This window comes from Kitasatospora sp. NPDC043950 (assembly GCF_056435345.1).
Map to the genome: position 1 here is coordinate 114,915 of NZ_JBWKER010000010.1, position 12,742 is coordinate 127,656.

At 75.1% G+C, this 12,742-nt stretch carries 9 protein-coding genes; 8 read left to right on the top strand and 1 reads right to left on the bottom strand.

Annotated features, from left to right (window positions below; translation table 11 throughout):
- Position 1 precedes the first annotated feature (1 nt).
- Genes AC07BF_RS09540 through AC07BF_RS09565 form a run of 6 tightly spaced genes read left to right on the top strand, consistent with a single transcriptional unit; the run spans position 2 to position 7,896 of the window.
- Positions 2 to 1,492 carry a hypothetical protein gene (locus tag AC07BF_RS09540; protein WP_478333154.1) on the top strand — a complete coding sequence of 497 codons (1,491 nt, stop codon included), beginning with the start codon at positions 2 to 4 and terminating at the stop codon, positions 1,490 to 1,492.
- Complete coding sequence (locus tag AC07BF_RS09545; RefSeq protein WP_478333155.1) at positions 1,489 to 3,813, top strand: lantibiotic dehydratase family protein; 2,325 nt, start codon at positions 1,489 to 1,491, stop codon at positions 3,811 to 3,813. The genes AC07BF_RS09540 and AC07BF_RS09545 overlap by 4 nt, the downstream gene beginning before the upstream one ends.
- The gene (locus tag AC07BF_RS09550; RefSeq protein ID WP_478333156.1) at positions 3,810 to 5,075 is read left to right on the top strand and encodes a metallopeptidase TldD-related protein; all 1,266 of its coding nucleotides are present in this window, start codon (positions 3,810 to 3,812) and stop codon (positions 5,073 to 5,075) included. Before AC07BF_RS09545 ends, AC07BF_RS09550 begins: the two co-directional genes overlap by 4 nt.
- A complete protein-coding gene (locus AC07BF_RS09555; protein ID WP_363586669.1) occupies positions 5,068 to 6,150 on the top strand; it encodes a hypothetical protein in 1,083 nt (360 codons plus the stop codon). The genes AC07BF_RS09550 and AC07BF_RS09555 overlap by 8 nt, the downstream gene beginning before the upstream one ends.
- The gene (locus tag AC07BF_RS09560) at positions 6,122 to 7,225 is read left to right on the top strand and encodes an NAD(P)/FAD-dependent oxidoreductase (protein WP_478333157.1); all 1,104 of its coding nucleotides are present in this window, start codon (positions 6,122 to 6,124) and stop codon (positions 7,223 to 7,225) included. The genes AC07BF_RS09555 and AC07BF_RS09560 overlap by 29 nt, the downstream gene beginning before the upstream one ends.
- On the top strand, positions 7,225 to 7,896 hold the full coding sequence (locus tag AC07BF_RS09565; protein WP_478333158.1) for a VOC family protein: 672 nt from the start codon (positions 7,225 to 7,227) through the stop codon (positions 7,894 to 7,896). The genes AC07BF_RS09560 and AC07BF_RS09565 overlap by 1 nt, the downstream gene beginning before the upstream one ends.
- A 107-nt stretch (positions 7,897 to 8,003) precedes the next feature.
- On the opposite strand, the gene AC07BF_RS09570 is transcribed toward AC07BF_RS09565, so the two are convergent.
- On the bottom strand, positions 8,004 to 9,203 hold the full coding sequence (locus AC07BF_RS09570) for a M20 family metallopeptidase (protein ID WP_478333159.1): 1,200 nt from the start codon (positions 9,201 to 9,203) through the stop codon (positions 8,004 to 8,006).
- Between the two features lie 176 nt (positions 9,204 to 9,379).
- Between AC07BF_RS09570 and AC07BF_RS09575 the strand changes: the two genes are divergently transcribed.
- Positions 9,380 to 11,887, top strand: a complete 2,508-nt coding sequence (locus tag AC07BF_RS09575; RefSeq protein WP_478333160.1) for a lantibiotic dehydratase — start codon at positions 9,380 to 9,382, stop codon at positions 11,885 to 11,887.
- Positions 11,884 to 12,741: a class I SAM-dependent methyltransferase gene (locus tag AC07BF_RS09580; RefSeq protein WP_363588654.1), complete on the top strand. Its 858-nt coding sequence runs from the start codon at positions 11,884 to 11,886 to the stop codon at positions 12,739 to 12,741. Before AC07BF_RS09575 ends, AC07BF_RS09580 begins: the two co-directional genes overlap by 4 nt.
- Position 12,742 lies beyond the last annotated feature (1 nt).

Sequence of the window (12,742 nt, forward strand, 5' to 3'; positions counted from 1 at the left end):
GGTGGTGCTCCCTCCCCTGTTCGATCCGAGTCTGGAACCGGAACTCGGGCCGGACGACGAACTGATCGACGTGAACGCGCACTTCGTCGCACGCCTCGCGGGCACCGGGGCACTCGCCGCGCTGGCCGACGACTACGCCCTCGGCAGGCGCGGCGGGAGCGACCCCGCGGAGGACCGGACCAGGGCGCTGTTCGCGCGGGCCGCCGCACGGGTCACCGCGCTGGTCACCGCGCGGGGCGGCCATGGCGCGGGCCGGCTGCGCGCCATGGGCATGGCGCTGCGGCTGGCGGGCGAGGCCGATCCGGCCCTGCGGCTGGCCGCGGACGACGTGGAACTCGTCGACGGCACCACCGAGTGCGGCGCCGATGTGGTGCTGGCCGCGCAGCGGACCGAGTTGCTGGGGCCCGAGGCGCGGTGGACGCGCGCGGCGGCCCCGGACGGGCGGGTGCACCTGGTGATCGAGACCGACCAGCAACTCCCTGCGGCCGCGGTGCTCCTGGAGGCGCTCGGCCCCGGAAGGGTCGTGCTGTGCGGGCGTTTCGCCACCGCGCACCGGGAGGCGCTGCGCGCGCTCGCCCCGTTCTCGGCGGCGGCGGGCTTCGACGACTGGGCTCCGGCCTGGCGGCTGGGCAAGGAGTGGTCGGGGGACGACACGCCGGTCCGCTGGGTCCGCCGCGCGGCCGACTGGCAGGCCGGCGCCCCCTGGGCGGGCTGGCTGGCCCCGGACGAGGCGGCGGCGCTGCCCGCCGGGGCGTGGCGCGAGTGCCGGGGCGCGGCGCTGACCGTGGCACGGCTGGCGTCCTGGGCCGAGGTGACGGGGGCGGACGGCAGCCGTACCGATCTGCGGGCCGTCCTGGACGCTGCGGACGCGGTGGACGGGGCGGACGGGGCCCTGCTCCGGGTCGAACTGCTCGTCGGGGCGCCCGGGGTGGGTGCCGAGGAGACGACCGGCACGGCGCGGAGCCTGCTGTCCGGGCCCGGCCCCCGGCTCGCGGGGCTCAGCCCGTTCCGACTGCCGACGGCCGGTGGCGGTGCGGCACCGCAGGCCTGGGACGGCGTGCCGCTGATCCGGCACACGGCCCCGGGGCACGATCTGCCCCGCTGGGACCGGTTCAGCGGGCCCGGGACGCTCGACGAAGCGGCGCGCGCCGCGGCGATCGGCGCACTCAACGCCGAACTCGGTGCCGTGGCCGACCTGTTCCCCGGCCGGTTCGCCTGCTGCGTGCTCGCCGCACCGGACGGGCCCGCGGTGTGGGAGCCGTCGGCCGCCGTCGTGGCCGGGGAGGGGCCCGGCCCGGACGGCCAGGGCCCGGGTTCGTTCGTGGTGAACCTGCGGACGGGCAGCGCGTTCCGGCTGCATCCGAAGCTGACGCCGGTCGTGGAGCGGCTCTCGTCCGGCGACACCGCCGTCCTGGACCGGATCAGCGACGGTGCCCGAAGGAAACTGACCGACCGGCTGGTCCAGGCCGGTGTGATGCGGAGGAGCCAGTGAGCCGACAGTGGCGCATCGGGCGGGAGTTCATCCTGCGCCATGCGGGAATGCCGTTCGACTGGCTGGAGGAGCTGGGCGCGCCCCACTCCCTGCTGGAACTCGCGGACGAGCTGCTCGACCGCGAGCGGACCGTACTGGAGCTGGTGGAGACGCAGTTCAGCGGGCCCCGCGCCGAGTCGCTGCGCTCCGACGTGCTGCGCGGACGGGCGCGGCAGCTGCCGGCGTCCGGCGGGGCGCAGTGGAGCCCGGCGGTGAGCGCCTGGGCCGACGCCTGGGAACGCTACGCGCTCGCCTGCCGGCAGGCCGACGACGAGGCCGGCAAGCGGCTGCGGGACCTACTGGCGGATCCGCGGGTCTCCGAGGCCGTGTTCCTGTCCAACCCGGACGCGTACCGCAACATGCTGCTCCCGCTGCTGGCGTACGAAGGCCCGCTGACCTCGCGCTGGCGCCGGGTGCGCCGGCAGATGTTCACGTACGTGCAGCGGTTCTGCGCGAAGAACGAGACGGTGAGCTTCTTCGGGCCCATGGCGTACGGCACGGTGGGCGAGGGTGAGGGCGCCGTACTGCGCGACGACGTGCCCCGCGTCCGCCGGGTGTTCTTCTCGCACTGGGCGGCGCGTGCGCTGGCCACGGCGATCGCCCGGGACCCCAAGATCCTTCCGCATCTCGCGTTCCACTCCACCGGACGTGGTGACGCGGCGCGGGAGCCGCTGCTGCCGCTCGTGGCCCCGGACGGAACGGTGTTCCGCGACGTGGTGCGCGCCGCCGGGCAACCGGCCCGCGACGTGGCCAGGACGCTGATGCGGCTGGTGGCCGAGGAGGCCGTCACCATCGGCCTCGGCGGCGGCGACTACGACCTGGAGCCCCTCGCGACCCTGCGGGACCAGCTCTCCGCGCTGCCCGCCTCGCCGGCCCGCGAGCTGTGGCTCGACCGGACAGCCGAACTCTCGTCCCTCATCGGCGAGTTGGCGGAGGTGCCGCTGGAGCGCAAGGCCGCCGCCGTCGCCGCCTTGGAGGAGCGGTTCACCGAGTTCACCGGCAGGCCGGCCAGGCGGGGCGCCGGTGCGGCGTACGCCGACCGCGCCGTGTTCTTCGAGGAGTGCGCGTCGCCCTTCGCGCTGACCCTCGGAGCCGGGCTGGTCGGCGACTGGGAGCGGCAGCTCGCCCCCGTGATGGAGGTGTGCGCCGCGCACGGGCAAGCCGCCCAGCGCGCGGCGGCGGCCGCGGTGCGCGACGCCTTCACGGACGGCACCGCGGGAGCGGTGGTCCCGGTCGGGGCGCCGGCCACGGAGTTGGACCTCCTCACGTACGCGACCCGAGCGGCCGCGAGCCGGTCCGACTCGACCAGCACCTTCCAGGCGGCCCACGCACCCGTCTACCCCGGCGCCGACTGGCGGGCCGAGGTCGAGCGGCTGACCGAGGAGGCCGGGGCGCTGGACGGCGACCGGTACGCGGTCATCGACCTGTGCCCCGCGGCGCCGGACACCTCCGGGCTCGGCGCCGCCGCCCCGCTCGTCCTCTCCCGCGCCCACCACCACCTGCTGGTGCGCAGCTGGCTGAGCACGATGCACCCGGATCCGGACCGGCTCGGCGCGGACGCCGCCGCCTGGACGGCGGCGCAGGACGGCGCGGTCGTCGGCCTCGACTTCGGGCGCCGCAACAAGGGCTACTACCGCTTCCCCGGCCGTGAGGTCGCGATGCGCCCGCTGACCTGGACCGACCACGATCAGCCGGAGCTGCTGAAGCCGGAGGACCTCACCGTCCGCATCGGGCCGCACGACGTCACCCTGCACGATCCGGACGGCAAGGCGGTCAGCGCGTACGTCCCGCTGAGCGACTTCGTCAAGTACGCCCCGATCGCCGCCCTCTCGCATCCGCAGGTGCTCCACCCCACCTTCACCACCGAGGACGCGCAGCCCGAAGTGACCCTGGGGTCGGTCGTCCTGCAGCGGTCCCGGTGGCAGGTGCCCACCGCGGCGCTCGCGGCACCGGAACCCGAAGCGCGGTTCCTCGCGCTGCGCAGGCTGGCCCGGGAGACCGGAACGCGGTTCGTCTTCTGCCGCAGCGCCCATGAGCGCAAGCCGTACCTGATCGACCTGGCCTCACCGCTCGCGGCCGACCTGGTCAGCCATGTGGCGTGCGGCGCCGAGCAGTTGGGCGTGGAGCGGATGGCGCCGGGGCCGGACGAGCTGTGGCTGCGCGACGGCGAGGGCCGGCGCTACACCAGCGAGCTGCGGATGCAGATCATCGGCAGCAGCGGCAGCAGGAACAGCAGGAACAGCGACGGCAGCACCAACAGCGACGGGAGCAGCACGCGATGACGCACACCACGCTCTTCGCCGAGCACTCGCTGCGGATGCGGGCCGACGTGCTCCCGGACGGCGCCGTCTCCACCGAGCGGACCTCGGTGCGCGGAATGAGCGTCGAACGGCACCTCGACCGGGGCGTCACCGAGCACCGCTTCGCCGACGGCGACGACCTGCTGGCCTCGGGCGCCGCCGGAGCGGGCCCGGAGGCCGCCGACGCGCTGCGCGAGGTGCAGGAACGGCCGCTGTTCGAACTGACCCCCGAGCTGCGCGCCGAGCTCGCCGGGATCGCCGCCGAGACCGGCGCGGAGCTGACCCTGGGTGTGGCCCAGCAGCACGTCGCCGCCGGCAGCGCGGACCGCGTCGCCACCACGGAGCGGATCGTCACGACCCTGGAGACCAGGCTGACCGGCGACGACGGCACCGTCCACTCCCGGTCGCTGCTGTGCGCCCCCGCGGGCTCCGCCCCGGACGGGCTGAGGGACGCGGCCGTGCGGACGGCCGACGCGGTGCGCGAACGCCTCGCACTGCCGCTCGCCACCGAACTCCCGGACGGCGCCGACCTCGTGCTGCTGCCCGGTCTCGCCGGGGCGTTCTTCCACGAGATCGTCGGGCACCCGATGGAAGCCGACGTGGTCGCGTCCGGAACGAGCTACCTCGGGGCACGCGCCGGGCGGCGGGTCGCACCCGCGTGGCTGTCGGTGGTCGACGGCGGTGCGCACGACGGGCCGGGCTACCGCAGTCCGTTCGACGACGAGGGCACCCCGTGCCGCACACTGCGGCTGATCGACCGGGGCACGGTGGGGCGGCCGATGACCGACCGGGCGCTCGCCGCCCTGCTCGGCGGCGGCCCCGGCACGGGCCACGGGCGCAAACAGAGCTACCGGCATCCGGCGATCCCCCGGATGACCCACACCGTGGCCCTGATCGAGCCCGCGGCCGAGCCGGAGCCGCCCTCGGGCGACTGGATCGCCCCGTACGGGCTGCGGCTGGACATGATGAACATCGCCTCGGGCGCCTTCGTCTTCCACGCCCCGTTCTCCCTGCTGCACCGCGCCGACGGCAGCACCGCCCGGCTGGGCCCGCTGACGGTGACCGGTGACGGAGCGCGGGTGCTCGCGGGCCTGCGGCCCTACGAGCACCGGGTCGCCGCCTACCTGCGGGCCACCGGAGGCTGCGGGAAGCTGGGGCAGTACCCGGTGCCGGTGTCGTTCGCCAACGCCGGATTCCGGCTGCCGGCCGGACTCGTCGGGCTGCGGGCGGTGGCCCGTGGCTGAGACCAGGACACGTGCCTCCGGAATCGTCACGCCCACCCGCGGCGCGGCGCGGCTGACCGTCTCGCTCGACACCCTGCGCCTCGAACGGGACGCGAAGGGCCGGGTCACCGGCTCCCGCCGGGTCGCCGGGTCGCCGGACCAGGACGCGGGCAAGGAGACCGGGCTGCTGCTCACCGAGGCGGCCGAACGGACGGCGTCGGCCGTCGCCGGACTCCAGAGCGCGGTGGCGCAGGTCCACGAGTGGCGTGACGGCGACGGCCTGCCGGTGTCGAGGCGGGCCGAGCTGCTGGCCCGCGTCGAGACCCCCGGCGGTCCGGTGCTGCTCGGCACCAGCGGCCAGGGGGATCCGGCCGGGCTCGTGGAGGCGCTGCCCTGGGGCGAACTCGGGGCGCTCTCGGAGCCGTTCGTGCCGGCCGACCCGCCGGACGACTGGCGCGAGCGGCCACTGCTGCTGCGGCCCTCCGCGGCGGCGGTGCTGGTGGCCGGTGCGGCCTTCTCGCTGACCTCGCGCGGGGGTCGCGCGACCGCTGCCCGGCTGGCGGGGCGGCGCATACTGCCGCAGCTGACCCTGACCGATCTGCCGTCGGCGCCGCCCGAGTCGGGGCTGGACGACCGGGGCGACCCGGCGGCGGCCACCGTCCTGGTCGACGGCGGCCGGATCTGCCCGCCGCCCCCGCTCGCCGAGGGCATCGCGCTCGGCCGGGCCGTGTGGGACCACGACACCGGCGGGTTCGGCCCGCCGCCGCTGGCCCGGCTCGAACTCGGCGGGCCCCGGGCCGAGGTGCCCCCGGACGCGGTGGAACTCGTCTGGTGCGTGGAGGGCCTCCAGCGCTACCACGGCGACGGCACCGTCCGGCTCCAGTGCCTGGCCAGGGTCGCGGACCGGCCCGGCGGCTGGTTCCGCCTCGCCCTGCGGGGCAAGCCCGTCCACCTGCTGCGCCAGGCCCGCGGCCTGGCCGGCCCGCCCATGGCTGTCCACAGCGACAGCGACGTGACCACCCGCTCGCTGGTACTCGCCGGCGCGGCCGAAATGGAAGGTGCAGGACATGCCGTCGTCACCGTCATCACCCCCTGACTTCACGCTCATCGGCGGAGGGATCGTCGGCGCCTGCCTCGCCGAGGAGTTGAGCGACAGCGGGGCGTCGGTCCGGGTGCTCGACTCCGGTGCCGAACCCGGGCACGCGACCAACCGCGCGGCGGGGGTGGCGGTTCCCTCGCTGCGCTACCTCACCGACCGGGAGTTCTACGACTGGCTGCGGACCGCCAAGCGGGACCTGGACGCCGACGTCGCCCGGCTGGAGCCGGAGTACGGCGCGTTCAGCGTGGCCAGGCCCATCCTGCGCGCCCTGCGCGAGACGGACGTGGAGGCCCACGGCGACGTGCTGAGCGGGCTCGGCGTCGGCGACTGGGTGGAGGGCGGCGCCCTCGCGCAGGCCGCACCCGGGCTCAAGCTGCCGACCAGCAGGCGCTACCTCCTCGACCCGGACGGGCTGATGATCGACGGCAGCCGCTACCTGGACGCCGTACGGCGCCGGTGCCTGGCCCGGGGCGTCGACTGGCGGCAGGGCGTCACGGTCCGGGAGGTGCGAGAGGAGGGCGCGGCCGTCTCGGTGGTGACCTCCGACGGGACGCTCCGCGCGGACCGGGTGGTGATCACGGCCGGCGCCTGGAGCTCGGGCAAGGGCCTGGCCGAGGCGACCGGAGTCCGGCCGCAGCGCGGGCAGATGGCGGTGCTGCGGACCGACGAGGAGCTGAACTGCATCCTGTCCTCCGCCTACTACCTCGCGCCCGGGGTCGGTGACGACGTGATCGTCGGTGCGACGGAGGAGGACACGGGGTTCGCCGAGCACGTGACCACCCAGGGCATCGCGCACCTGCTGCGGTTCGCCACGACCGTCATGCCGGGGCTCGCGGACTCGGTGCCCGTGGAGCTCCGTGCCGGACTGCGCCCGGTGTCCGGCACCGGACGGCCGCTGGCGGGCGCACTGCCCGGCCACGAGCGGATCTTCCTGTCGGCCGGCCACGCCGGGCACGGGCTGCTCTCGGCGCGCGCCACCGGCAAGGGCATGGCCGCCGGCCTGGTCGGCGACGACTGGGAGGCCCTGCCGTACAGCATGTGCCCCTCGCACGCCCTGGGCGGTGCCTCCTGATGCGCATCGACCACGTGATCCTCGGCGCGCGGACCATCGAGCCGCTGCGCGAACTGCTGTGGGACCAGTACGGGTTCGGCATCACCGACGGCAGTCCCAACCCGGACGGCACGGCGAGCTGGGTGGTGCCCTTCGACACGCCCGACGTGCAGTACCTGGAACTGCTCGTCACCCACGACGAACGGCGGCTGGCGGGCGAGGACTTCGGCCGGCTGTTCCTGGAACGGACCGCGGACGGGCCGGACTTCCTCAACTGGGCGGCACTGACCGACGACATCGAGTCCACCGCGCGCGAGGTGGAGACGGTCACCGGAGCGGATCCGGACCTCTTCCGCGGCGAGTCGGTCCGGGCCGACGGCCTGAGCGTGCCGTGGGCGGAGGCGGCGTTCGACCTGTCGTGGCGCAGCCGGGTACTGCCGTTCTTCCTGAGCTACGGCGACCCGCAGGCGCGCGCGGCACGGGTGCCGGGCGATCTCAAAGCGGCCGGGCACCGGGTGTGCCCGACGTCGCTGCGGCTCCTGGAGACAGGCCCGGCGCCGGAGCGGGACTGGGCGGACCGGTGGCCCGGACTCGCCGCGCTCGACGTCCTCGTCGACCCCGCGGCGGGCCCCCGCATCTCGGCGGTGCACATCGACACCGCCGAGGGCGAGACGGTGGTGCGGCTTCCGTGACCCCCGCACGCCCCGCACCCGCGGGGGCACCGGGCGGCCTCCGCCGCAGCACCGCCGCGGCCGGGGCGTCCGGACCCGCCCGGCCGGGCGGGTCCGGACGGCGGCGGTCAGCCGGCCGTGCGGCCCGCGTCACGACGAGCCGCGTGGGCCGTGAGCAGCCGCTCCCGGGCCTGGTCGTCCTCGGCGGCCCGCACCGCCGTCCAGGCCAGTGCGACGGATGCCTGGAGCAGCGCCCGGTCGGCGGCCGGGGTCACGCAGGCCCGGGCGAACTCCGGCTGGTGGTTGACCGCGCCGCCGCTGTCGATGCCGATGCTGGGGTGCACGCTGGGCAGGACCCGGCTGACGTTGCCCATGTCGGTGCTGCCGGTGGGCATCGCGCGCTCCTCCTCCGGGGACACCAGGGGGCGGCCCAGTTCGGTCGCCGCCGCCCGGTAGGCCGCCACCAGGAACGGGTCGTGGGCCAGTTCGGCGTACGCGGGTGTCGAGCGGACCTCGTGAGTGCAGCCGGTGGCGACGGCGCCGCCCTCGAAGCAGGCCCTGACGCGCGCTTCCAGGCGCCCCAGGGACTCCATGTCGGCGGCCCGCAGGTTGTACAGCGCGCTGGTGTGCGCGGGGACCACGTTGGGCACCTCGCCGCCCCTGGTCACGATGCCGTGCACCTGCTGCCGCGGCTCGAAGTGCTGGCGGCCCACGCCGACGGCGACCTCCGCCACGGTCAGGGCGTCGGCGGCGTTGACGCCCAGGTGCGGGGCGAGGGCGGAGTGCGACTCGCGTCCGGTGTAACGGACTTCGAGCTCGACCAGGGCGAGGGGGCGGGGAGCGCAGTTGTCCTCGGGGGCCGGGTGGACGAGCATCGCCATCGACACCTCGTCGAAGACACCGGCCTCCAGCATGGCGATCTTGCCGCCGCCCTCCTCCTCGGCCGGGGTGCCCAGCACCATGACGGTGATGCCGAGGTCGTCGGCCACGTCCCTCAGCGCCAGGGCCGCGCCCACCGACGAGGCGGCGATGATGTTGTGGCCGCAGGCGTGGCCGAGGCCCGGCAGCGCGTCGTACTCCGCGCACAGCCCGACCGTGAGCGGGCCGCTGCCGTAGCGGGCGGTGAACGCGGTGTCCAGGCCGCCGGCGCCGGGCACCACCTCGAACCCCTCGTCCCGCAGCAGGCCGCTCACCTTGGCGGCGCTGCGGTGCTCCTCGAACGCGGTCTCCGGCTCGGCGTGAATACTCCTCGACAGCGCGATCAGTTCGTGTTCGGCGCGTTCGACGCTTTCGCGACAACCACGCATGATCCGAGACGAGATTCGCATCTTCTCTTTCCCCTCCGAATGGCCTGGATCGCCGCCGGCCGGATGGCCGGACAATTCCCTGGCCTTTTCCTTCCTACCGGAGTCTCCGACGAAAAGCGAGACCAGTCTGGAGAATTGACATGACGTCACTGAAAACGTCACTGGCAACGTCACTGACAGCGCCACTGACATGGAACGTGCGGGCGGGCGACGGGGAGCTCTCGGTCGAGATGATGCCCTGGTCGCTGCTGCGCGCGACCGGCTTCCCCGCCGGGCTCCTGGACGGGCTCGCGTCCGAGGAACTGCTCGGCACCGCCGCCGGGGTGCTCGCGGCGGAGCAGGCGGTCGCCGCCGAGCGTGCGCACTTCCTGGACCTGCTGTGGCCGGGGCTGCGCAAGGCCGTACGGACGGTCGAACCGCGCCAGCGGTCGCTGCGCGCCCTCCAGAGCTGCCGCCGGCTGGTGGACGGGGGCGCGCCCCTGGACGAGCGGTGCGCAGCGGTCCTCGCGGCGACCGGCGCGCCGGACTGGGCGCCCCGCTGGAACGCCCTGGTCGCCGCGCTCGACGAGCGGCTGGCGGCGGCCGGGACCGAGCTGGAGGCGGCCCTGCTGCGGGCCCGGCTGCACACCGCACGGGCCGCCGGCCGCGACGACTTCGGGCACGCCGTGTTCGTGTCGAACCCCTCGTTCCACCACACGGCCCTGGAGACCCCGCCGCTGACGCACCCGGGCTGGGCGCAGGCGCGGGACGAGGGCGGCGCCCTGCCGCAGACCCTGCGCCGCCGGGTCGACACCCTGCACCGCTATCTGCGCCGGTTCGCCACCAAGTGCGAGACCGTCTCGTTCTTCGGCCCGGTGCTGTTCGGCCGTCTGGTGCCGGGGCAGGAGGAGACCCTGCTGGTCTGCGCGCCCGGCCGCGAGAAGGTCGTGGTGGAGGCGAGTGCCTGGCTGGTGGAGGAGCTGCGGGAGCAGGCCGTCCGCGAGGTGCCGCTGACGCGGCAGCGCGTGTGGCCCAGCCCGCTGTTCCGCCGGCCGGACTCGTCCCCGGTGCTGGAACGGGCCGTGGACGGGCGCAGGTTCAGGGTCGCGGCGCCCGCGCTGGCCCTGTGGAGTGCCGCCGCCGCGGCGCCGGGGAGCCGGCTCGACTCGCTCGTCGGCGCCGCCGGCCCCGTGCCGGCCCCGCATCGGGCGGGGGCGGACGACGCGTACGCCGCCGGGCTGGTGAAGGCACTCGGACCGGCGCTGGTCGTCTCCCCCTGGCGGCTGCCGGCGACCGAGCTGCACGCGCTGACCAGGCTGGCGGCCGAGCACCCCGCGGACACGGTGGTGGACCTGGCGGAGGTCCGCGACACGTACGCGCAGGCGCCCTGGCCCGAGCGGGCGGCGCACCTCCTCGCCGTGCGGGCGGCCCGCGCGGCGGACGGCGGGCGGGTCTCGCAGGACAGCGGACGGCACTACGCCGACCGCGAGCTGTTCCACGAGGACAGGTCGAGTCCGCTGAGCGAGCGGGTCGGCTTCGGGGCGCCGGTCGTGGAGCGCATCCGGGAGGTCACCGAGGCGGTGTTCCCGCTGGTGTTCCTCGCGGCGCTGCTGGCCAGGGAGGACGCCCGCGACGCCCTGCGCGCCGAGCTGGCGGGCGCCCCGGCGCCGCTCGCCGCACTGGCCGCACGGGAGATACCCGCTCGTTCACCGCGCCGGGACCGGCTGGACGCGGTGCTGCGCCGGCTGGTCGGGCGGGCCGTGGAGGCCGCGGGAACGACCGACGGCCGCCCCCCGGTCGTGGAGCTGAGCCGTAGCGAACTGGCCGAGGCGTTGGCTCCGCTGTGGGACACCGTGACGTACGGCCCCGACGACGCGTGCCTGCCGAGCCCCGACCTGATGGTGGCGGGCCCCGACCCGGCCACCGCCGACTGGGTGCTCTCGGAGCTGCACGACGACTGCAGCTCGATCTTCGGGGGGCTGGAGCGTCCGCTGCACAGCGACCCGGACGGGCTGTGGGCCGGCTTCACCGAGCGGGTGGCGCGAGCCGTGCCGTCCGGGACCGCCGCGACCATCGTCTCGCGCCGGCGCAGCGCCCACGTGACCCCCGAACTCCCCGGTACCGCCATCGAACTGAGCGGCCTCTCCGGCAAGGACCGGGCCGACGTGGTGCCGATCGCGGATGCCGTCGTGCCCGCTTCGGCCGACGCGGTGGTGGTGGACGGCCGGCGGCGGCTGCTCTACCCCGGTGACCTGTCGTCGACGCTGCACCGCGCGGTGTCCCGGCCCGCGCTGGTCCCGGTGCCGGTCGACCTCGGGGCGTACACCCCCAGGATCGTGGTGGACGGTGTCGTGGTCCAGCGGGCCCGCTGGCGGCTGAGCATTCCGGAAAGGGCTCCGGAGAAGAGCGCGGACACCGTCACCCAGTGGTTGTCCGTACAGCGGCTGCGGGCCGCCCGGGGAATGCCGCGCCACGTCTACGTGAAGCATCCGGCCGAGCCCAAGCCGCTGTACGTCGATTTCGCCGATCCGCTGTCGGTGATCGATATCGCGCGACTTCCCGGAGGGGAAGTCGTCGTGTCCGAGATGCTGCCCACCCCGGATCAGTTGTGGTGGCGCGTGGCGGACGAAACGCATTGTGCCGAATTCCGTCTCGGCTGCATCGTGCGGCCGGTGACGTCCGACAATCCGCTGACCCCGGAACAACAGGAAGAGAGCGCGTCATGACCGAGGACCTCCGCATCACCTCACTGGTGAGGGACGCTTACGACAAGGCCGCCGAGCAGTACGAGTCCGCCGGTCAGATGATCTTCCACCCGCTGGGGAAGATGATCGCCGACACCCTGGAGCTCTCGCCGGGCGAGCGGGTGCTCGACATCGGTTGCGGGCGCGGCGCCTGCCTGTTCCCGATCGCCCACGCGGTGGGCCCGGAGGGCTTCGTGCTCGGCATCGACCAGGCCCAGGGCATGGTCGACGCCTGCACGGCCGACATCACGGCCCGCGGGGTGTCCGGCTGGGCCCGCGCGGAGCTGGGCAACGCCCAGGACTTCGCCTTCGCCGAGCCGTTCGACGCGGCGAGCGCCGGGATGGTCCTGTTCCTGCTGCCGGAGGCGGAGAAGGCCCTGTCCTGCGCCGTCGCGGCGCTGCGCCCCGGGGGCAGGTTCGCCGCGACCACCTTCCCCACCGAGAACGGCAGGCTGGCCGCCGGCTGGGAGTCCGCCGAGATCCTCGCCGGAGTGCTCGCCAAGCACCTCCCCGAGGGTGTGGACGACCCGTGGCAGGTGGTCCTGGGCCTCGGCGGCCCGCTGGCCGGTGAGGAGTCCACGGCCGCCGCCTTCCTCACCGCCGGCTTCAGCGATGTGCGGATCCGCCACGTCCCGGCGGACTCCCGCTTCGAGACCATCGACGACTACCTGGCGTGGACCAAGACCGTGACCACCCGCGTGCAGTGGGACCTGGTGCCCGCGGAGCGGGTGGCCGAAGCGACCGACGAGGCGCGCGAGGCGCTGCGGGTGCTCGCGGGGCCGGACGGCTCCCTGGAGTTCTCCTGCCCGACCAGGACCGTGCTGGCCGTTCGCTGAC